The sequence below is a fragment of the Klebsiella pneumoniae genome, assembly GCF_000742135.1.
In the GTDB taxonomy this organism is placed as follows: Bacteria; Pseudomonadota; Gammaproteobacteria; order Enterobacterales; family Enterobacteriaceae; genus Klebsiella; species Klebsiella pneumoniae.
Map to the genome: position 1 here is coordinate 3,819,048 of NZ_KN046818.1, position 19,984 is coordinate 3,839,031.

The 19,984-nt window shown below is 58.0% G+C and carries 19 protein-coding genes and 5 tRNA genes; 17 read left to right on the forward strand and 7 right to left on the reverse strand.

Annotated elements, in window-relative coordinates; translation table 11 throughout:
- Positions 1-2 precede the first annotated feature (2 nt).
- The 17 genes from DR88_RS07610 to DR88_RS07530 all read left to right on the forward strand — a co-directional run bounded on the left by DR88_RS07610 (position 3) and on the right by DR88_RS07530 (position 12,466).
- Positions 3-881: a metal ABC transporter substrate-binding protein gene (locus tag DR88_RS07610; RefSeq protein WP_004174698.1), complete on the forward strand. Its 879-nt coding sequence runs from the start codon at positions 3-5 to the stop codon at positions 879-881.
- A 139-nt stretch (positions 882-1,020) separates the two neighbouring features.
- On the forward strand, positions 1,021-1,518 hold the full coding sequence (gene pncC / locus DR88_RS07605; protein ID WP_002914771.1) for a nicotinamide-nucleotide amidase: 498 nt from the start codon (positions 1,021-1,023) through the stop codon (positions 1,516-1,518).
- A gap of 90 nt (positions 1,519-1,608) precedes the next feature.
- Entirely contained in the window at positions 1,609-2,667 is a 1,059-nt protein-coding gene (gene recA / locus DR88_RS07600; RefSeq protein WP_002914769.1) for a recombinase RecA, read from the forward strand.
- 67 nt (positions 2,668-2,734) lie between these two features.
- On the forward strand, positions 2,735-3,235 hold the full coding sequence (gene recX, locus DR88_RS07595; RefSeq protein WP_004213244.1) for a recombination regulator RecX: 501 nt from the start codon (positions 2,735-2,737) through the stop codon (positions 3,233-3,235).
- Positions 3,236-3,485: 250 nt separating this feature from the next.
- Positions 3,486-6,113: an alanine--tRNA ligase gene (gene alaS, locus DR88_RS07590; RefSeq protein WP_032443961.1), complete on the forward strand. Its 2,628-nt coding sequence runs from the start codon at positions 3,486-3,488 to the stop codon at positions 6,111-6,113.
- Positions 6,114-6,476: 363 nt separating this feature from the next.
- Complete coding sequence (csrA, locus tag DR88_RS07585) at positions 6,477-6,662, forward strand: carbon storage regulator CsrA (protein ID WP_000906486.1); 186 nt, start codon at positions 6,477-6,479, stop codon at positions 6,660-6,662.
- 322 nt (positions 6,663-6,984) lie between these two features.
- Positions 6,985-7,077: transfer RNA gene (locus DR88_RS07580), tRNA-Ser, on the forward strand.
- Between the two features lie 4 nt (positions 7,078-7,081).
- A tRNA-Arg gene (locus tag DR88_RS07575) sits at positions 7,082-7,158 on the forward strand.
- Between the two features lie 150 nt (positions 7,159-7,308).
- A tRNA-Arg gene (locus tag DR88_RS07570) sits at positions 7,309-7,385 on the forward strand.
- A gap of 61 nt (positions 7,386-7,446) precedes the next feature.
- Positions 7,447-7,523: transfer RNA gene (locus DR88_RS07565), tRNA-Arg, on the forward strand.
- Positions 7,524-7,619: 96 nt separating this feature from the next.
- A tRNA-Arg gene (locus DR88_RS07560) sits at positions 7,620-7,696 on the forward strand.
- 223 nt (positions 7,697-7,919) lie between these two features.
- Positions 7,920-8,234, forward strand: a complete 315-nt coding sequence (locus DR88_RS07555; RefSeq protein ID WP_002914359.1) for a BON domain-containing protein — start codon at positions 7,920-7,922, stop codon at positions 8,232-8,234.
- A 125-nt stretch (positions 8,235-8,359) separates the two neighbouring features.
- A complete protein-coding gene (yqaB, locus tag DR88_RS07550; protein ID WP_004174701.1) occupies positions 8,360-8,926 on the forward strand; it encodes a fructose-1-phosphate/6-phosphogluconate phosphatase in 567 nt (188 codons plus the stop codon).
- A complete protein-coding gene (locus DR88_RS07545; RefSeq protein WP_002914355.1) occupies positions 8,923-9,351 on the forward strand; it encodes a YqaA family protein in 429 nt (142 codons plus the stop codon). The genes yqaB and DR88_RS07545 overlap by 4 nt, the downstream gene beginning before the upstream one ends.
- A 66-nt stretch (positions 9,352-9,417) precedes the next feature.
- Positions 9,418-10,974, forward strand: coding sequence for a glutamate--cysteine ligase (gene gshA / locus DR88_RS07540; protein WP_002914353.1), 1,557 nt, complete (start codon positions 9,418-9,420; stop codon positions 10,972-10,974).
- A gap of 156 nt (positions 10,975-11,130) precedes the next feature.
- Positions 11,131-11,646 carry an S-ribosylhomocysteine lyase gene (gene luxS / locus DR88_RS07535; RefSeq protein ID WP_002914351.1) on the forward strand — a complete coding sequence of 172 codons (516 nt, stop codon included), beginning with the start codon at positions 11,131-11,133 and terminating at the stop codon, positions 11,644-11,646.
- A 52-nt stretch (positions 11,647-11,698) separates the two neighbouring features.
- Positions 11,699-12,466 (forward strand): AraC family transcriptional regulator, encoded by a 768-nt coding sequence (locus tag DR88_RS07530; RefSeq protein WP_004149452.1) that lies wholly within the window; start codon positions 11,699-11,701, stop codon positions 12,464-12,466.
- Here DR88_RS07530 and leuA read toward each other — a convergent pair.
- The 7 genes from leuA to proX form a co-directional block, all read right to left on the reverse strand.
- A complete protein-coding gene (gene leuA / locus DR88_RS07525) occupies positions 12,445-14,121 on the reverse strand; it encodes a 2-isopropylmalate synthase (RefSeq protein ID WP_004149451.1) in 1,677 nt (558 codons plus the stop codon). The two genes, DR88_RS07530 and leuA, sit on opposite strands and share 22 nt — an antisense overlap.
- Before the next feature lie 136 nt (positions 14,122-14,257).
- Complete coding sequence (gene emrB, locus DR88_RS07520) at positions 14,258-15,796, reverse strand: multidrug efflux MFS transporter permease subunit EmrB (RefSeq protein WP_002914342.1); 1,539 nt, start codon at positions 15,794-15,796, stop codon at positions 14,258-14,260.
- Positions 15,797-15,811: 15 nt separating this feature from the next.
- Complete coding sequence (emrA, locus tag DR88_RS07515; RefSeq protein ID WP_025862145.1) at positions 15,812-16,984, reverse strand: multidrug efflux MFS transporter periplasmic adaptor subunit EmrA; 1,173 nt, start codon at positions 16,982-16,984, stop codon at positions 15,812-15,814.
- A gap of 125 nt (positions 16,985-17,109) precedes the next feature.
- On the reverse strand, positions 17,110-17,640 hold the full coding sequence (gene mprA / locus DR88_RS07510) for a transcriptional repressor MprA (RefSeq protein ID WP_002914337.1): 531 nt from the start codon (positions 17,638-17,640) through the stop codon (positions 17,110-17,112).
- 90 nt (positions 17,641-17,730) lie between these two features.
- Entirely contained in the window at positions 17,731-18,066 is a 336-nt protein-coding gene (ygaH, locus tag DR88_RS07505; protein WP_004174712.1) for an L-valine transporter subunit YgaH, read from the reverse strand.
- On the reverse strand, positions 18,056-18,802 hold the full coding sequence (locus DR88_RS07500; protein WP_002914333.1) for an AzlC family ABC transporter permease: 747 nt from the start codon (positions 18,800-18,802) through the stop codon (positions 18,056-18,058). Before DR88_RS07500 ends, ygaH begins: the two co-directional genes overlap by 11 nt.
- A 178-nt stretch (positions 18,803-18,980) precedes the next feature.
- Positions 18,981-19,979 carry a glycine betaine/L-proline ABC transporter substrate-binding protein ProX gene (gene proX, locus DR88_RS07495; RefSeq protein WP_004149446.1) on the reverse strand — a complete coding sequence of 333 codons (999 nt, stop codon included), beginning with the start codon at positions 19,977-19,979 and terminating at the stop codon, positions 18,981-18,983.
- Between the last annotated feature and the right edge of the window lie 5 nt (positions 19,980-19,984).

The window sequence follows — 19,984 nt, forward strand, 5'->3', positions numbered from 1 at the left end:
TGATGAAACGTAGTGCAATAGTGGTCGCGCTGGCCCTCGGCCTGATGGCGCAGGGGGCCATGGCGAAAACGCTGAATGTGGTAAGCAGTTTTTCGGTGTTGGGTGATATAGCGCAGCAGGTCGGCGGGGAGCATGTCCATGTGGATACCCTGGTCGGCCCGGACGGCGATCCGCACACCTTCGAACCGTCTCCGAAGGATAGCGCGCTGCTCAGCAAGGCCGACGTGGTGGTGGTTAACGGCCTGGGGCTGGAAGGGTGGCTGGATCGCCTGATTAAGGCCTCTGGTTTTAAGGGCGAGCTGGTGGTGGCATCGAAAGGCGTCAAGACCCATACCCTTGATGAAGAGGGTAAAACGGTGACCGATCCCCACGCCTGGAACAGCGCAGCGAACGGCGCATTGTATGCGCAGAATATCCTCGATGGTCTGGTGAAAGCCGACCCGGAAGATAAAGCGGCGTTGACCAGCAGCGGCAAGCGCTATATCGACCAGCTGACGTCTCTCGACGGCTGGGCGAAAGCGCAGTTCAGCGCCATTCCGCTGGCCAAGCGCAAGGTCCTGACCAGCCATGACGCTTTCGGCTATTTTGGCCGGGCTTACCACGTGACCTTCCTCGCGCCACAGGGGCTCTCTTCAGAGAGCGAGGCCAGCGCGGCGCAGGTGGCGGCGCTGATTAAGCAAATCAAAGCGGATGGCGTCCATACCTGGTTTATGGAGAACCAGCTTGACCCGCGGCTGGTGAAGCAGATTGCCAGCGCCACCGGCGCGCAGCCGGGGGGCGAACTCTATCCGGAAGCGCTATCTAAGCCGGGCGGCGTCGCCGATAGTTACGTCAAAATGATGCGTCACAACGTTGAGCTTATCGCTAACAGCATGAAGTAACAGGTTGTCTGGTCGTCCTGGTTATCACAGGACGACCCATTTCTGGATCCCCCCTCGTAAAATCGCCACTTCATCCCCATATCTCTGTCGAAAGTGCTATCTTTGATGGCCTCTTTATCCGGAGCAAAGCGGGGCGATAATGACCGATTCAGAATTAATGCAGCTAAGCGAGAAGATTGGCCGGGCGCTGAAGGCGCGTGGGGCGACGGTGACCACGGCGGAATCCTGTACCGGCGGCTGGATTGCGAAAGCGATCACCGATATTGCCGGCAGCTCGGCGTGGTTTGAACGCGGCTTTGTCACCTACAGCAACGAAGCTAAATCGCAAATGATCGGCGTCAGCGAAGCGACGCTGCGCGACAACGGCGCGGTAAGCGAACCGGTGGTGGTGGAGATGGCGATTGGCGCGCTGCGCGCGGCGCGTGCGGATTATGCCATCTCCGTTAGCGGCGTCGCCGGGCCGGATGGCGGCAGCGTCGAAAAGCCGGTCGGCACGGTATGGTTCGGCGTCGCCAGCGTGAGCGGGCAAGGGGTGACGCGGCGGGAATGCTTTGCCGGAGACCGCGAAGCGGTGCGTCGTCAGGCGACGGCCTATGCGCTAAATCTGCTCTGGCAACAATTTCTACAAAACACTTGATACTGTATGACCATACAGTATAATTGCCTCAACTGAACAAATATTAACGGCGAAGCGAACACGCTTTACCCTGCATGATTAGGAGTAACAATGGCGATCGACGAAAACAAACAGAAAGCGTTGGCGGCTGCACTGGGCCAGATCGAAAAGCAATTCGGTAAAGGCTCCATCATGCGCCTGGGTGAAGACCGCACCATGGATGTGGAAACCATCTCCACCGGCTCGCTTTCTCTGGATATCGCGCTGGGCGCCGGCGGTCTGCCAATGGGCCGTATCGTCGAGATCTACGGTCCGGAATCCTCCGGTAAAACCACCCTGACGCTGCAGGTTATCGCCGCAGCGCAGCGTGAAGGTAAAACCTGTGCGTTCATCGATGCTGAACATGCGCTGGATCCGGTCTATGCACGCAAACTGGGCGTCGATATCGACAACCTGCTGTGTTCTCAGCCGGACACCGGCGAGCAGGCGCTGGAGATCTGTGACGCGCTGGCGCGCTCTGGTGCGGTTGACGTTATCGTCGTCGACTCCGTCGCGGCGTTGACGCCGAAAGCGGAAATCGAAGGCGAAATCGGCGACTCTCACATGGGCCTTGCGGCGCGTATGATGAGCCAGGCGATGCGTAAGCTGGCGGGTAACCTGAAGCAGTCCAACACGCTGCTGATCTTTATCAACCAGATCCGTATGAAAATTGGCGTGATGTTCGGTAACCCGGAAACCACTACCGGTGGTAACGCGCTGAAGTTCTACGCCTCTGTGCGTCTGGACATTCGCCGCATCGGCGCGGTGAAAGAGGGCGACAACGTCGTCGGCAGCGAAACCCGCGTCAAAGTGGTGAAAAACAAGATTGCCGCGCCGTTTAAACAGGCCGAATTCCAGATCCTCTACGGCGAAGGCATCAACTTCTACGGCGAGCTGGTAGACCTCGGCGTGAAAGAGAAGCTGATTGAGAAAGCGGGTGCCTGGTATAGCTACAACGGCGACAAAATCGGTCAGGGTAAAGCGAACGCGATCACCTGGCTGAAAGAGAACCCGGCGGCGGCGAAAGAGATTGAGAAGAAAGTGCGCGAACTGCTGCTCAACAATCAGGATGCGAAGCCAGACTTCGTTGTTGACGGCAACGACGCAGAAGAAACCGAACAGGATTTCTGATATCGTCTGCAAGACTGACAGGGCTGCTTAGGCAGCCCTTTTGCTTTGTGAGATTATCGAGGTGCCTGTGACTGAACCTTCATCACGCCGCTCCGGCTACGCCCGCCTGCTGGACCGTGCTATCCGCATTCTGGCGATGCGCGACCACAGCGAGCAGGAGCTGCGACGCAAGCTGGTTGCTCCGGTGATGAGCAAAAACGGTCCTGAGGCGCTGGACGTCACCCCCGACGAGCTGGAGCAGGTTGTCGCCTGGTGTATCGAAAACCGCTACCTTGACGACAACCGCTTCGTCGGCCAGTTCATCGCCAGCCGGAGCCGCAAAGGCTATGGTCCGGCGCGCATTCGCCAGGAGCTCAGCCAGAAAGGCATTGCGCGCCAGGTCGTTGACCAGGCGATGCGCGAATGCGATATTGACTGGGTGAGCCTTGCCAGGGAGCAGGCACAGCGTAAATACGGCGAACCGTTACCTTCCGCCTTTACTGAAAAAGTGAAAGTTCAGCGATTCCTGCTTTACCGCGGCTACCTGATGGAAGATATCCAGGAAATCTGGCGAAATTTTGCAGATTGACCCATCCGGGATTTTACTTCGCCGTAAAGAAAACTTATCTTATTCCCACTTTATTCCGTCGGGCCGCTGGTTGTGACTGTGCAGGCAGCGGCCTGGGCGATTATTCCTTTACACAAAATCATTCAAGCTGCATCAGGGCGGCAAGAGAGACTCTCTTTCGCAACGCACGTCAGTTCGGTGCCGGAAGAGCAAGCGCAGCCAGGACAGAGGCGACTTGAAGGATGACGTGTAGCTTGATTTCAGGATAATTATGAGCAAGAGCACCGCTGAGATCCGTCAGGCGTTTCTCGACTTTTTCCATAGCAAGGGACATCAGGTAGTTGCCAGCAGCTCCCTGGTGCCGCACAACGATCCGACCCTGCTGTTTACCAATGCAGGGATGAACCAGTTCAAGGATGTCTTCCTTGGTCTCGACAAACGTAATTATTCGCGTGCGACCACCGCACAGCGTTGCGTGCGTGCGGGTGGTAAACACAACGATCTGGAAAACGTCGGTTACACCGCGCGTCACCACACCTTCTTTGAAATGCTGGGCAACTTCAGCTTTGGCGATTACTTCAAGCAGGATGCCATCAAATACGCGTGGGAACTGCTGACCGGTGAGAACTGGTTCGCGCTGCCGAAAGAAAAACTGTGGGTTACCGTTTACGAGACCGATGACGAAGCTTTCGACATCTGGGCCAATGAAGTAGGCGTTCCGCGCGAGCGTATTATCCGCATCGGCGACAACAAAGGCGCGCCGTTTGCTTCTGACAACTTCTGGCAGATGGGCGACACCGGTCCGTGCGGCCCGTGCACCGAAATCTTCTTTGACCACGGCGATCACATCTGGGGCGGCCCTCCGGGAAGCCCGGAAGAAGATGGCGACCGTTACATTGAGATTTGGAACATCGTCTTCATGCAGTTCAACCGTCAGGCTGACGGTACTATGGAGCCGCTGCCGAAGCCGTCCGTCGACACCGGTATGGGTCTGGAGCGTATTGCCGCGGTGCTGCAGCACGTTAACTCCAACTATGACATCGACCTGTTCCGCGATCTGATCGCCAGCGTGGCGAAAGTCACCGGCGCGACCGATCTGACGAACAAGTTGCTGCGCGTTATCGCCGACCACATTCGCTCCTGCGCCTTCCTGGTTGCCGACGGCGTGATCCCGTCGAATGAAAACCGCGGCTACGTGCTGCGTCGTATCATTCGCCGCGCGATCCGTCACGGCAACATGCTGGGCGCGAAGGACACCTTCTTCTGGAAACTGGTTGCCCCGCTGATCGATGTGATGGGCTCCGCCGGCGACGAGCTGAAGCAGCAGCAGGCTCAGGTTGAGCAGGTGCTGAAAACCGAAGAAGAGCAGTTTGCCCGCACCCTCGAGCGCGGCCTGGCGCTGCTGGATGAGGAGCTGTCGAAGCTGAAAGGCGACACCCTGGACGGCGAAACCGCCTTCCGTCTGTACGACACCTACGGCTTCCCGGTCGACCTGACCGCCGATGTGTGCCGCGAGCGCAACATCAAGGTTGATGAAGCTGGTTTTGAAGCCGCGATGGAAGAGCAGCGCCGCCGCGCGCGCGAGTCCAGTGGTTTCGGCGCCGACTATAATGCGATGATCCGCGTTGACGGCGCCTCTGAATTTAAAGGCTACGATCATCTGGAGCTGAACGGCAAGGTTACCGCCCTGTTTATCGACGGCAAAGCGGTGGATAGCGTTAGCGCTGGCCAGGAAGCGGTGGTGATCCTTGATCAGACCCCGTTCTATGCGGAGTCCGGCGGCCAGGTGGGCGATAAAGGCGAATTAAAAGGCGCGGGCTTCTCCTTCGCAGTCAGCGACACGCAGAAGTACGGCCAGGCTATTGGTCATATCGGTAAAGTCGCCAGCGGCTCACTGAAAGTGGGTGACGCGGTGCAGGCCGACGTAGATGAGGCTCGCCGTCAGCGTATCCGTCTCAACCACTCCGCGACGCACCTGATGCACGCGGCGCTGCGCCAGGTGCTCGGCACCCATGTGGCGCAGAAAGGTTCGCTGGTCAATGATAAAGCGCTGCGCTTTGACTTCTCGCATTTTGAAGCGATGAAGCCGGAAGAAATTCGTGCGGTGGAAGACCTGGTCAACGCGCAGATCCGTCGTAACCTGGCTATCGAAACCAAAATTATGGATATCGATGCCGCGCGCGCATCCGGCGCCATGGCGCTGTTTGGCGAGAAATACGACGATCGCGTGCGCGTTCTGCGGATGGGCGACTTCTCCACGGAGCTGTGCGGCGGGACTCACGCGGCGCGTACCGGCGATATCGGCCTGTTCCGCATCACGTCAGAGTCCGGCACCGCTGCTGGCGTGCGCCGTATCGAAGCGGTGACTGGCGAAGGCGCGATGGCCATCCTGCATGCGCAGAGCGATCAGCTCAATGATATCGCTCAGCTGCTGAAGGGTGACAGCCACAATCTCGGCGAGAAGGTTCGCGCCGCGCTGGAGCGTACCCGTCAGCTGGAAAAAGAGCTGCAGCAACTGAAAGAGCAGGCTGCGGCGCAGGAGAGCGCAAACCTCTCCAGCAAAGCGGAAGAGATTAACGGCGTTAAGCTGCTGGTCAGCGAACTGACCGGCGTTGAGCCGAAAATGCTGCGTACCATGGTTGACGATCTGAAGAACCAGCTCGGTTCGACGATCGTTGTATTAGCTACGGTAGCGGATGGTAAGGTTTCTCTGATTGCAGGTGTGTCTAAGGATGTGACAGACCGCGTGAAAGCAGGGGAGCTGGTTGGTATGGTCGCCCAGCAGGTGGGCGGTAAAGGGGGCGGTCGTCCGGATATGGCGCAGGCCGGTGGTACCGATGCGTCTGCTCTCCCTGCAGCGTTAGCCAGTGTGAAAGGCTGGGTCAGCGCAAAACTGTAATAACTATAAACGCATTTACCCTAAATAATTCGAGTTGCAGGAAGGCGGCGACGCAGCGAATCCCCAGGAGCTTACTCAAGTAAGTGACTGGGGTGAGCGAGGAAAGCCAACACACATGCAACTTGAAGTATGAGGGGTATAGGTGCCATAACCAGAGGGTTATGGCACCTTGCGTCAGAAACACTGATAACGATAAAGTCGGGTTGAAATTGTGTATATCGGCTAAACTTAGGTTTAACAGAATGTGATGCCATGACTGCTTATACCCTAAGGTATTTGTCATCGCTTACTTTTTGGCGTTATATGATGGATAATGCCGGGATACGAGAGACCCGACTCTTTTAATCTTTCAAGGAGCAAAGAATGCTGATTCTGACTCGTCGAGTTGGTGAGACCCTCATGATTGGAGATGAGGTCACTGTGACAGTTTTAGGGGTGAAGGGTAACCAGGTTCGTATTGGCGTAAACGCCCCTAAAGAAGTGTCTGTTCACCGTGAAGAGATCTACCAGCGTATTCAGGCTGAAAAATCCCAGCAGTCCAGTTACTAAGGTTTCCGCGCCTCGCTGTGCAGTGAGGCGCATCACTTACCGCCGCTTTTTCCCTTTTTCTGTTTTTTCCCCCTGCGCCATACCGCTTTTCATTACCCTTTGCCGCTTTGGTCGTTTGGCGTTATGCCAGCGTCAGGGCTGATTTCCTGTTGATAAATTGCCCTTTTTGCCGTTTTTGCACGCGAATTGCGTGCGAAGTGTGCAAACGAAAAAAGGTCTCGAAAAAGTGTTTGACTTATAAGTACCAGAAAGTAATATGTGCGCCATCGCAGCGACGAAGAGCAGAAACAAGTTCTTCGAAGCACTCGAAAGAGGCGTGTGTGGTGAGGTGGCCGAGAGGCTGAAGGCGCTCCCCTGCTAAGGGAGTATGCGGTCAAAAGCTGCATCCGGGGTTCGAATCCCCGCCTCACCGCCATTTTGCATCCGTAGCTCAGCTGGATAGAGTACTCGGCTACGAACCGAGCGGTCGGAGGTTCGAATCCTCCCGGATGCACCATCTTCTTTCTGAATTAAGAGAGAAGAGCGCTGTGAAAGCAGCGGCCCGCAGTGCGAGGCATAATCGAGTCACTCTACCGATTAGGCCATCATACTCAGTGTGGCATGTGTTAGTTGTGACACTGACGCGTAGTAAAGCAAGTTTCCCGATGCATCCGTAGCTCAGCTGGATAGAGTACTCGGCTACGAACCGAGCGGTCGGAGGTTCGAATCCTCCCGGATGCACCATTCTTTAATAAGAATGGCAAATCGCGAAATTTGATATCAGAATTACAGCAGTAATCCCGATGCATCCGTAGCTCAGCTGGATAGAGTACTCGGCTACGAACCGAGCGGTCGGAGGTTCGAATCCTCCCGGATGCACCATATTCTCCTTAGTAACAGCAACATTGTTGTTATCTGGTTTGCGAAACCATCGTAAGTGCCAGGAGAGTAACCCCGCAGTAAAATAGCTTTCCCGATGCATCCGTAGCTCAGCTGGATAGAGTACTCGGCTACGAACCGAGCGGTCGGAGGTTCGAATCCTCCCGGATGCACCATATTCTCCTCAGTAACAACGACGATGTTGTTGCATAGGCTGCGAAATTATCGCCGCACCCGTTCTGAATGCATAATCTTCACTCTTCTCTCACCATCCCGATTACCTCGTTTTCCATCACTGGCTTCATCCTGACTTTTTTATTGGCAAGACGCGCTTTCCACTATAATTTATCCTTGTATATCAGCGTTATCAGGCTGAGATAAATGCAAGGAGAGAAATCCATGAAATGGTTCAAAGCAATACCTGCTTTTTGCGCGACGCTGCTGGTAACGACGGCCCTCGCTGGCTGTGCGGGATCGGCTACAAAGGAGAGTACGGGCGGCTATATTGACGATACCGTGGTGACCACCAAGGTGAAAACGGCGCTCTTTAACGATAAAGACATTAAGTCCTCAGAAATTAGCGTCCAGACCTTTAAAGGCCGCGTCCAGCTGAGCGGATTTGTCTCCTCCGCGGAGAGCGCTAAACGAGCCGTAGAAGTCACACGCCGAGTGCAGGGCGTGCGAATGGTCGAGAACGATCTGCGTATTAAATAAGGCTGGTTATCCGGCCTAATGTTTGGGGGCGCCTGAGGGCGCCTTTGTCGTCTGCGCCGCTGGCCGCGACAACGGCGGGCTTTTGCGTTACAGTAATCATTCCCAAACCGGTTGGTGAGAAGACAATGTACGAAGGTTACGCAGGACTGATCTTTGATATGGATGGCACCATTCTCGATACCGAGCCGACCCATCGGCAGGCATGGAACGAGGTGTTGGGCCGCTACGGTATGCGTTTCGACGAACAGGCGATGGTCGCGCTCAATGGCTCACCAACCTGGCGAATCGCCCAGGCGATTATCGAACTCAACCAGGCCGATCTCGATCCACATCGCCTGGCGCAGGAAAAAACCCAGGCCGTCAAAGCGATGCTGCTGGACAGCGTACGCCCGTTGCCGCTGATTGAGGTGGTTAAGGCATGGCACGGCCGTCGCCCGATGTCGGTGGGAACCGGCAGCGAGAGCGCCGTCGCCGAAGCGCTGCTGGCGCACCTGGGGCTGCGTCATTACTTCTCCGCGGTGGTGGCGGCCGATCATGTGGTCAACCATAAACCCGCGCCCGATACCTTCCTGCTGTGCGCCGAGCGCATGGGCGTCGCGCCGGAAAAATGCGTCGTCTTCGAAGATGCCGACTTTGGTCTGCAGGCGGCGAAGCGCGCGGGAATGGACGCAGTTGACGTGCGTTTGCTGTGAGCGACGCGCTGTCACTCACCTCGCTGTTTGCCAGTAGCTTTTTAAGCGCCACGCTGCTCCCCGGCAATTCGGAGGTTGTGCTGGTGGCTATGCTACTTGCAGGGGTCAGTCATCCGTGGTGGTTAGTATTAATAGCAACAATCGGCAATAGCCTTGGAGGGGTAACTAACGTTATTCTGGGGCGCTTGTTTCCGCTGCGCAAAACCTCGCGCTGGCAGGAGCGGGCGGCCGGCTGGCTTAAGCGCTACGGCGCGGTCACGCTCTTACTGAGCTGGGCGCCGGTTGTCGGCGATTTACTGTGTTTGCTGGCGGGATGGATGCGCATTTCCTGGGGACCGGTACTCTTTTTCTTATGCCTTGGTAAGGCGCTGCGCTATATCGCTATTGCGGCAGCGACGCTTCAGGGCATGACGTGGTGGCACTAATTGGACTGACAGTTCATCCATTACAATTATGCTTATTCAAACGATTTCGACAGGCGGGAGGTCAAATTGATCCCGGACGTATCACAGGCGCTGGCCTGGCTGGAAAAACATCCGCAGGCTCTGCAGGGTATTCAACGTGGTCTGGAGCGGGAAACGCTGCGCGTGAACGCAGACGGCACCCTTGCAACGACCGGTCACCCTCCGGCGTTAGGCTCAGCGCTAACGCATAAATGGATTACCACCGATTTTGCCGAAGCTTTACTTGAGTTCATTACGCCAGTAGATGGCGATATTGAGCATATGCTGACCTTTATGCGCGATGTCCATCGCTATACCGCGCGTCAGCTTGGCGACGAGCGGATGTGGCCGCTGAGTATGCCATGCTATATCGCCCCCGGTCAGGATATTGAGCTGGCGCAGTACGGCACCTCTAACGTGGGGCGCCTGAAAACGCTATATCGCGAGGGGCTGAAGAACCGCTATGGCGCGCTGATGCAGACTATCTCCGGCGTGCACTATAACTTCTCCCTACCGATGGCCTTCTGGCAGGCAAAATGTGGTGTGGAGGATGCCGAGAGTGGTAAAGAGGCCATTTCGGCGGGCTATTTCCGCTCAATTCGTAACTACTATCGCTTTGGCTGGGTGATCCCCTATCTGTTTGGCGCCTCGCCGGCGATTTGCTCCTCATTCCTGCAAGGCAAACCGACAACGCTGCCCTTTGAGGAAACGGGCAACGGCATGTATTACCTGCCGTATGCCACCTCGCTGCGCCTCAGCGACCTTGGTTATACCAATAAGTCGCAAAGCAATCTCGGAATTACGTTTAACGATCTGCACGAGTATGTGGCAGGATTGAAGCGGGCGATTAAAACGCCGTCGGAAGAGTACGCCAAAATCGGGCTGCAGAAAGACGGCAAGTATCTGCAGATCAACAGCAACATTCTGCAGATTGAAAATGAACTTTATGCGCCGATCCGCCCGAAACGCGTCACCCGTCGGGGCGAAACCCCGTCCGATGCGCTGTTGCGCGGTGGTATTGAGTATATCGAAGTGCGTTCGCTGGATATCAATCCGTTCTCGCCGATCGGCGTTGACGCCCAGCAGGTGCGTTTCCTCGACCTGTTTATGGTCTGGTGCGCGCTGGCCGACGCGCCGGAGATGAGCAGCGATGAGCTGCTGTGCACCCGCACCAACTGGAATCGGGTGATTCTGGAAGGGCGTAAGCCGGGCTTAACGCTGGGGATTGGCTGCGAAAGCGCGCAGTTCCCGCTGGCTCAGGTGGGCAAAGATCTGTTCCGCGATTTACGCCGCGTGGCGCAGACCCTGGACAGTATCCACGGTGGCCAGGCATATCAGCAGGTCTGCGACGAGCTGCTGGCCTGCTTTGACGATCCGGAATTAACCTTCTCAGCCCGCATTCTGCGTTCTATGATTGAAGAAGGCATTGGCGGTACCGGCCGTGCGCTTGCCGATCGTTACCGGACGCAGCTGCGCGAAGAGCCGCTGGAGATCCTGAGCGAAGACGATTTTATCGCCGAGCGCGACGCGTCGGTGGCGCGACAGAAGAAAGTGGAAGCTGAAGACAGCGAGCCGTTTGAGGCGCTGCTGGCGCGGCACGCGTAGCGCTGGAAAAGAAAAAGGCCACATCACTGTGGCCAAACTTTCATCTCTGATTCAGGGATGATGATGATAATAAATGCGCGTCTTTCATATACTGAGACTCGCGGCTGAACAAAGAGTTCATTTTATTTTAAAAAAATTCACTCCCGGAGGTGACGAATGCCGTTGTTAGATAGTTTCACAGTCGACCATACCCGAATGGAAGCCCCAGCGGTGCGTGTCGCGAAGAAAATGAACACGCCGCATGGCGATGAAATCACCGTTTTCGATCTGCGCTTCTGCGTACCGAACCAGGAAGTGATGCCGGAACGCGGTATCCACACCCTGGAGCATCTGTTCGCGGGCTTTATGCGCGATCATCTGAACGGGAATGGCGTGGAAATTATCGACATTTCGCCAATGGGCTGCCGCACCGGCTTCTATATGAGCCTGATTGGTACGCCGGACGAGCAGCGCGTCGCTGACGCCTGGAAAGCGGCGATGGCCGATGTGCTGAAGGTGAAAGATCAGAACCAGATCCCGGAGCTCAACGTCTACCAGTGCGGGACTTACACCATGCACTCGCTGGAAGAGGCCCAGGACATCGCTCGCCATATCATTGAGCGCGATGTGCGCATCAACAGCAACGACGAACTGGCGTTGCCGAAAGAAAAACTGCAGGAACTGCACATCTAGTGCTTCCGCCACGGCCCGACGCCTGTCGCCGGGCCGCTTTTCTGACGCCGCGATGACGACGACGCTTTCCTTCTCCTTTCAGCACCGCCCTTTGGTGCCCTTTGCCCATGATTATGCCCACGGTGACCAGGAAGACTGGCATCAGCATGACTGCGCCCAGCTGCTGCATATACTAAGCGGCGTGGTGCGGGTCGCGACGCCGGTAGGCTACTGGGTGGTGCCGCCCGGGCGCGGCGTCTGGCTGCCGGCGGGAACGCCGCACGCGCTACGCATGACCGGCAACGTGGCGGCGCGCACCCTGTTTATCGATCCGCTGGCGCGCGCCGATCTTCCGGCGGGCTGCCAGATCGTACAGATCACGCCGCTGCTGCGGGAACTGATCGTGTCATCCCTGGCGCTGGCGGAACGCTATGCCCCCGCCAGCCGCGACGAAAGAATTTATGAACTGATCCTCGATGAGATCCGCGGGATGGCGATCCTGCCGTTTGGCCTGCCGGAGCCGCAAAGCGAAACGCTGCGTCGGCTGTGCCAGCAGGTACGCGAGGCGCCGGGCGAGGCCTGGAGCAGCGGCCAGGCGGCGAAGGCGTGCAGCATGAGCGAGCGAACCCTAAACCGCCATTTTCAGCAGCAGACTAGCCTGACGTGGAGCGAGTGGGTGCGCCGGGCGAAGCTAATGGAAGCGCTGGTGCGCCTGGCGCAGGGCCACTCCGTGCTGCGGGTGGCGCTGGAGCTGGGCTACGGTAGCCACAGCGCCTTCAGCGCCATGTTTCGTCGGGTGATGGGCGTCGCCCCCAGCGACTATTTTCGTCCCCCGGCCTGATCGGCGGCGCTGAGCGCATTGCACAGCGCCTGCAGCGAGGCGCGCGCCACGTCATTATCGATACCCACGCCCCAGTAGCTTTCTCCTTGCGGAAAAACGCAGCGGATATAGGCCACCGACCGGCTGTCGCTGCGCGCGCCGAGGGTATGCTCATGATAGTCCTTGATCATAAACGGCTGCCGAAACAGCGCGCTGAGCCCGCTGGCTGCGGCGGAGAGCAGGCCGTTGCCCTGGCCCTGCAGGCGTCGGGTTTCGCCGTGGTGACGCAGCGTTGCCTGCAGGGAAAGCTGGCCATCCTGCTGGCTGGCGCTCTGATAATCGAGCAGCGTCAGCGCCGGCTGCGCCTGCAGCCCGTAGCGCGTGCGGAACAGCTGCCACAGCGCATGGTGGGTCATCTCTTTGCCGTCGCTATCGGTGGCCTGCTGAACGTGCTGGCTGAAGTCCTGCTGCAGCCCGCGGGGCAGTTTCAGACCATGATTTTGTTCGATAAGCCAGGCGCTGCCGCTCTTCCCCGACTGGCTGTTGACGCGGATCACCGCCTCATAGCTGCAGCCAATATCCTGCGGGTCAATGGGCAGGTAGGGCATCTGCCACGGATCGCCAGGCTGACGGGCATCAAACCCTTTTTTGATCGCATCCTGATGGGAGCCGGAGAAGGCGGTGTAAGCCAGACTTCCCGCCCACGGGTGGCGCGGGTGAACGGGGATCTGGTTGCAGTTTTCCACCACCTCCACCACCCGGTTCATCTGCTCGAAGCGAAGCTCAGGGTCGATGCCCTGGCTGTAGAGGTTCATCGCCAAAGTCACCAGACAGACGTTGCCGGTGCGTTCGCCGTTGCCAAACAGGCAGCCTTCTACCCGATCGGCGCCGGCCATCACCGCCAGCTCGGCGCTGGCGACGCCGGTGCCGCGATCGTTATGCGGGTGCACGCTGATGCAGACCTCGCTGCGGCGGGAGAAGTGGCGGCAAAAATACTCGATCTGATCGGCATAGACGTTGGGGGTGTTGACTTCCACCGTCGCCGGCAGATTGACGATCATCGGTCGCTCGGCGCAGGGCTGCCAGACATCCGCCACCGCTTCGCAAATCTCAAGCGCAAACTCGGGCTCGGTGAAGCAGAAGGTTTCAGGCGAATATTCATATTGCCAGCGGGTCTTCGGCTGCTGTTCGCACTGCTGACGGATAAGCCGGGTGGCGCGGGTCGCGAGGGCGATCACCTCGGCCTTGTCCATGCCGAAAACCAGCTCGCGGAACAGCGGCGCGGTGGCATTGTAGAGGTGGACGGTAGCCCGGCGGGCGCCGCGCAGCGCCTCAAAGGTGCGCAGGATCAGCGGGTCTCGCGCCTGGGTCAGCACCTGGATGGTGACATCCTCCGGGATGCGCTGTTCGTCAATCAGCTGGCGGACAAAGTTGAAATCGGTTTGTGAGGCGGAAGGGAAGGCGACTTCAATCTCTTTAAAGCCGCACTCCAGCAGCAGATCCCAGAACTGCAGTTTGCGGGCGCTGTCCATGGGCTCCGCCAGCGCCTGGTTGCCGTCGCGCAGGTCAGTCGAGAGCCAGCGCGGGGCGTGACTGATTTGCCGGTCTGGCCAGCGGCGGTCAGGCAGGGCGATCGGCGGATAGGGACGGTACTTTTCAGCAGGATGGCTCAGCATAGTGTTCTCCTTAATGGTCAGCCTTTATCCTGCCCGAGCGCAGGGTGACGGGCTTTCGCAAACGAGACAGAAACTAGCGAGAACTGGACAACCTGACGCCGTAAAAAAGGGACCCGGAGGTCCCTTTATGTGAGGCTTAGTGCGCGCCGCCGCCGCCTCCGCCGGCGCTGAACGGTGGTCTGGCGAACCACACCAGCCCCAACAGCAGGATGAAAATAGCCGCAGAAATCCAGAAGATTTCGTTGGCGGAGATAATCAGCCCCTGGTTGGTTATCTGCTGCGCTATCCAGCCGGACGCCTGCTGCTGCGTCATTCCCATGCCCTGCAGCTGATCGTATATCTGCTGCGCGTTGGGGTTAAAGGGGGTCACCGATTCGGTGAGCTGCGCATGATGCAGCGCCTCGCGGTTGGTCCACAGGGTGGTGGTGATCGAGGTCCCGATGGAGCCGGCAAGGGTACGGGTGAAGTTCGACAGGCTCGACGCCGCCGCCAGCCGCTCCGGCGGCAGGCCGGAGAGGGTGATGGTGGTCAACGGCATGAAGAAGCAGGCCACCGCGAAGCCCTGGATAAACTGTGGCCACGCCGAGGCGCCAAAGTCCATCCCCGGTTCGAAGGTCCAGGCGCGCCAGTAGAAGCAGACCGCGTACATAATAAAGCTGAAGGTGACCAGCCGCCGCATGTCGAGCTTATGCGCGAAGCGGCCGATAATCGGCGACAGAATGACCGGGATCACCCCCACCGGCGCCGACGCCAGGCCGGCCCAGGTCGCGGTGTAGCCGTAGACCTCCTGCAACAGCTGCGGCAGCAGCACGATGGCGCCGAAGTAGAGCATATAGGCCAGACTGATACAGAGGCAGCCGATGGTGAAGTTGCGCGACTTAAATAGCGACAGATCGACAATCGGGTTATCGTCGGTTAGCTCCCAGACGATCAGGAAGCTTATCGCCACCACCGCCACGATGGTCAGAATGATAATCTCATTGGAGGAGAACCAGTCCAGCTCTTTACCCCGGTCCAGCATCACCTGCAGGCTACCGATACCGATGATCAGCAGCGCCAGACCGACGCCGTCGATCCGCCGCTGTTCGGTTTTGGTTTCCCGGTTGCGCAGGGTCTGCAGGGTCATCAGCACCACCGCCACGCCAATGGGCACGTTGATAAAGAAGATCCAGCCCCAGTGATAGTTATCGCTGATATAGCCGCCGAGGATCGGACCGCAGATGGGCGCGACAATCACCGTCATTGACCACAGCGCCAGAGCGATAGAGCGCTTCGCCGGGGGATAGTTGCTGAGCAGCAGACTTTGCGACAGCGGGATCAGCGGCCCGGCGACGATCCCCTGAATGACGCGGAAGAAAATCAGCATCGTCAGGCTGTTGGAGACGCCGCAGGCCCAGGAGGCAATGGCGAAGGCGGTGGTTGACCACAGGAACAGCTTCACCTCGCCGACGCGCTTGGCCAGCCAGCCGGTGATCGGGATGGAGATGGCGTTAGCGACCCCGAACGAGGTGATGACCCAGGTCCCCTGGCTCAGCGACGAGCCAAGGTTGCCGGCAATGGTCGGGATCGCCACGTTGGCGATAGTGGAATCCAGCACCTGCATGAACGTCGCGAGCGACAGCGCAATGGTCATAATGACCAGCTGCGCGCCTTCCAGCGGTTTTTGCTGTTGCATTACACTCACCCCGAATTATCCGGCGTTGGCCTGAATGATCTCGTCTATCAGCTTATTAACCGGATCGAGAGCGATTTCGCGGGCATTGCTCTCGTAAACCGGGGAGCTCCGCACCTGGCTTGCCAGCATTTCACCATCGCGATCGGTGGTGTTGACTTCCACCAGCGTCGAGAGGCCGATGCGCAGCGGGTGTTCCGCTAGTTGTTTTTCATCCAGCTCGATACGAACCGGCAGACGCTGTACCACTTTGATCCAGTTGCCGGTAGCATTCTGCGCCGGCAGCAGAGAGAAGGCGCTGCCGGTGCCCATATCCAGACCGACCACTTTACCGGTGTATTTCACGTCATCGCCATAGATATCGCTGATCACGGTGGCCGGCTGGCCGATACGCATATGCGCCAGCTGAGTCTCTTTAAAGTTAGCATCGATCCACAGGTTGGTCGCCGGGACCACCGCCATCAGCGGCGTGGTGGTGCCAATCTGCGCGCCAGGCTGTACCGAGCGACGGGAAACGTAGCCGCTAATCGGGCTGACGATCTGCGTACGCTGCAGGGCCAGCCAGGCGTTACGCACTTCAGTGGCCGCCTGGAGCACCGCCGGCTGCTGTTCCAGCCTGGTGCCCAGCACGATCGCCTGGTTGGCGTTGTACTGCTGGATTGCCACGTCGAGTTCGGCCTGTGCGCTGGCGACGGTATCGCGGGCGTGCTGCAGCTCTTCGCGGCCAATGAGGTTCGCGGCGCCCAGCGGGATGCGGCGGTTCAGGTCAGCCTGCGCCTGGGCGAGGGCGGTTTTTTTGACGTCGATATTTGCCTGCAGCTGCTTGCTGTTGATCATCTGCTGGCGGGTCTGACGGACGCTGGCGGCCAGTTGGGTCTTAGCCTTTTCAAACGCCTGTTGGGCATCGGTCCGATCGAGCGTGACCAGCGGATCGCCTTTCTGCACGTAGTCCGTGTTGTCAGCCCAGACTTTGGTCACGCTGCCCGCGACCTGAGCCATAATTTGTACCTGATTCCCTGCTACGTAGGCATCGTCGGTCTCTTCGTAGTGACGCAGTACCAGAAACCAGTAAATCCCATATGCCACGGCAATAATAATGAAGAGCAATGTCCGCAACAGAAGCGCGCCTTTACGCTTTCCTTTTTTGCTGCCTGGTTGCTGCGGGGTTTGGCTCTCCGCATTTGCACTCATGTTATTCTCCACGATCTTATTATTTCACATCGGCTGAGCCGACCTGTTTATCAGAAAGGCCAGCAGAGATCTGCTGGCCTGGCTGTTTTCCTTGCAACGTAAAAATGGGCTGAGCGACGCCGCCCTTAGCGTAGAGAGTCCGCTAGCACGCCTTCTTCTTCCATCTGATCAAGGCGGCTCAGGAGTTTACGGGTGATGTGTTCGAGCTGATCTTTTTCGCTGGTGCTAAGTGAAGACCACAGCTGATGCAGGCAGTTATGCTGCGGCGGCAGGACTTCACGCAAAAACTGATGGCCCTTTTCGGTCAGTTGCAGATGCAAACAGCGACGATCGTTATCGCTCTCGCGGCGCTCAATCCAGCCGCGTTTTTCCAGTTCATCAGCGATACGGGTGGCGTTGGTACGTGACGAGCCCAGCGCACAGCTCAGCTCGGACGGCTGGATGCTGTGGTTTTCCTGTGACTCCAGCGTAATCAGCGCCATAAATAATGTCTCGTTAATTCCCTGCGCTTTGAGCATTTTATTGCGATTTTCCAGCAGCTTACCTTGCATATGCATGCAAAGACGAGTTAACAGGATCTCCTGAAACGGGAAATCTTCATGGCGGCTGGCGCGGAACTTGAGCATTTGCTCAATGGGAGTAAACGAACTATCCATTTGGGTATGACCTCATTAATTACAGCCGATATAATAACTATTGTGACAAATAAATCAAATGAATTATTGACCAAAATTGATACGTAAAGCTTAGAGCCCGTTGGTGATTTTCCATGCCAGACCATAGGCAAACGCCGACAGCAGGGTCGGGACAATGATGCTGCGGGTTTTCCAGAAGGCGGCCCCCAGCACCAGGAAGCCGGTCAGCGTCGGCGCCAGGCGATGGGCATCGGCGAGGATCTCCGGCACGCTGGAGACCACCAACAGCGCGCAAATCGAGGCGATGCCAATGGTATCCAGCAGCACGCTGACCGGGCCGCGGCGGGCAGGACGGGCGTGGCCGGCGCGCAAACGCAGAGGAAGATAGCGAAAGAGATAGTTGACGCCGCCGACTATCACCCCGAGCAGAAGGACTTCACTGTTCATCCGGCATCCCCTTGAGCATGGCCTGAAGCAGCGCCGTCAGACACCCGCAGACAATTCCGGCGAGGATCGCCGCCGGAATGGAAAATAACAGAATGCCGCCCAGCGCGCCCGCCAGCGCCGCCGTGACGCAGAGTGACTGCTGACGCTGGAAAGAGGCCAGCAGGAAGCTCATAAACAGCGCCGGCAGCATAAAGCCGAGGGCGGCTTCCACCGCCGGATAATCCACCAGCAGGCCGTTGCCGGACCAGGCGCCGGCCAGCGTGCCGCACACCCACGATGCCCACGAGGTAAAAGCGAGACCGAGCATCCAGTTTTCGCTCCAGCGGCGGTTATCGCGAACCAGCCTGGCGGTAGCGGCGGCGAAAACCTCATCGGTCAGGCCGAAGGCCCAGAGGGCGGTTTTCTTTTTATCCAGCGCTGAGCGAATGCGGCTGCGCAATGAGGGGCCATACAGCACGTGGCGGACATCCATCGCCATTACCGTCAGGGCGGCGACCCACAGCGAACTGCCGGCGGCCAACATGGCGGTGATCACAAACTGGCTGGCGCCGGCGTAAATAATGCAGGAGAAGAACAGGCTTTCCAGCGGGGTGAAGCCCAGCCGGGTGGCATTGAGTCCGAAGGCGAATGCCACCGGAAGGTAGCTGATGACGATGGGGAGACTGTCTTTGACGCCTTCGCCGACGGTGGCGACGCGTTCAGGTAAGGCACAGGTTAAGGGCGCGGGGTTTTCCATATGAATAACTTATCGCTGGATCCATGTGAAGATGGCAATTTGACCGATGTCTCCACCTTAACAGAGCGCGATGCGCCTTAACACTATGGAAATTCCTGGAATCGCGTTTCTATGACCTGGCCACGAGAAAGGGGGCAAGGGGGCCGGATAAGGCGCTGGGCCTTATCCGTGAGCGGGTTTACTGCTGCGCGGCGAGGGCGGTTTTCACCCAGCTGTCGAACAGCGGCTGGTGGGCTTTGATCCAGCCATCAACGTGGCCGTTAATGTCGGCTTCGGAAGCATGGCCTTCGTGCATCATCGCATTCTCGGCGTTGATGTCGGCGATCGGCAGCTTCATGATGCTAAACAGAGTGGCGGCGGCCGGATTTTTCTCCGCCCAGGCTTTGTTAGCGACGATGTGCATGGTGTTCACCGGGAAGCCATAGTTGGCGCCGTTGGCCAGTTTGGTGTCGATGTTTTTCTGCTCGCCCGGAAGGGAGGAGAACGGCACCTGCAGCCAGACGACGTCCTTGCCAGGCTTCAGCACGTCGCTAACCCAGTACGGCGTCCAGGTGTAGTAGAGCACCGGTTTACCCTCTTTATACCGGGCAATGGTGTCGGCCATCATCGCCGCGTAGTTGCCCTGGTTATGGGTGACGGTTTTGCTCAGGCCATAGGCGTCAATCTGATGGTTAATCACTGCTTCGCAGCCCCATCCTGGGGTACAGCCGGTGAGATCCGCTTTACCGTCATTGTTGGTATCAAACAGTTTGGCGATCTGCGGATCTTTGAGCTGATCGATGGAGGTGATGTGGTACTGCTCAGCGGTTTTTTTGTCGATCAAATAGCCCTGGGCGGCGCCTGAGACGTACACTCCTTTGCGATAGAATTTGTTATCACCGCCCGCCGCGGCGTACATGTCATCGTGCAGCGGTTGCCAGTTGGTGGCGATAAAGGTGGTATCTCCGGCGGCAATCGACGTATAGGCAACGTTATAGTCCACTTCGCTGGGTTTCTCGACGGTGTAGCCCAGCTTCTCCAGCGCGCGACTGACCAGCAGGGTCTGGAAGCTCTCTTCGGAGATAGTGCTCTGAGCGGGCTTCACCGTAATCCCTTTACCCGGCAGGTCGGCGGCGAAGGCGCTGGTGGCGAGCAGGGTGGCAAAGGCGGCGGTGGCCAACATCGTACTATGTCGCATGGTGG

Bases quoted from the DNA above. Each gene is read 5' to 3' on its own strand.
- DR88_RS07610 (WP_004174698.1), top strand. From the start codon at position 3: ATGAAACGTAGTGCAATAGTGGTCGCGCTGGCCCTCGGCCTGATGGCG.
- pncC (WP_002914771.1), top strand. From the start codon at position 1,021: ATGACCGATTCAGAATTAATGCAGCTAAGCGAGAAGATTGGCCGGGCG.
- recA (WP_002914769.1), top strand. From the start codon at position 1,609: ATGGCGATCGACGAAAACAAACAGAAAGCGTTGGCGGCTGCACTGGGC.
- alaS (WP_032443961.1), top strand. From the start codon at position 3,486: ATGAGCAAGAGCACCGCTGAGATCCGTCAGGCGTTTCTCGACTTTTTC.
- csrA (WP_000906486.1), top strand. From the start codon at position 6,477: ATGCTGATTCTGACTCGTCGAGTTGGTGAGACCCTCATGATTGGAGAT.
- DR88_RS07555 (WP_002914359.1), top strand. From the start codon at position 7,920: ATGAAATGGTTCAAAGCAATACCTGCTTTTTGCGCGACGCTGCTGGTA.
- yqaB (WP_004174701.1), top strand. From the start codon at position 8,360: ATGTACGAAGGTTACGCAGGACTGATCTTTGATATGGATGGCACCATT.
- luxS (WP_002914351.1), top strand. From the start codon at position 11,131: ATGCCGTTGTTAGATAGTTTCACAGTCGACCATACCCGAATGGAAGCC.
- DR88_RS07530 (WP_004149452.1), top strand. From the start codon at position 11,699: ATGACGACGACGCTTTCCTTCTCCTTTCAGCACCGCCCTTTGGTGCCC.
- leuA (WP_004149451.1), bottom strand. From the start codon at position 14,121: ATGCTGAGCCATCCTGCTGAAAAGTACCGTCCCTATCCGCCGATCGCC.
- emrB (WP_002914342.1), bottom strand. From the start codon at position 15,796: ATGCAACAGCAAAAACCGCTGGAAGGCGCGCAGCTGGTCATTATGACC.
- emrA (WP_025862145.1), bottom strand. From the start codon at position 16,984: ATGAGTGCAAATGCGGAGAGCCAAACCCCGCAGCAACCAGGCAGCAAA.
- mprA (WP_002914337.1), bottom strand. From the start codon at position 17,640: ATGGATAGTTCGTTTACTCCCATTGAGCAAATGCTCAAGTTCCGCGCC.
- ygaH (WP_004174712.1), bottom strand. From the start codon at position 18,066: ATGAACAGTGAAGTCCTTCTGCTCGGGGTGATAGTCGGCGGCGTCAAC.
- DR88_RS07500 (WP_002914333.1), bottom strand. From the start codon at position 18,802: ATGGAAAACCCCGCGCCCTTAACCTGTGCCTTACCTGAACGCGTCGCC.
- proX (WP_004149446.1), bottom strand. From the start codon at position 19,979: ATGCGACATAGTACGATGTTGGCCACCGCCGCCTTTGCCACCCTGCTC.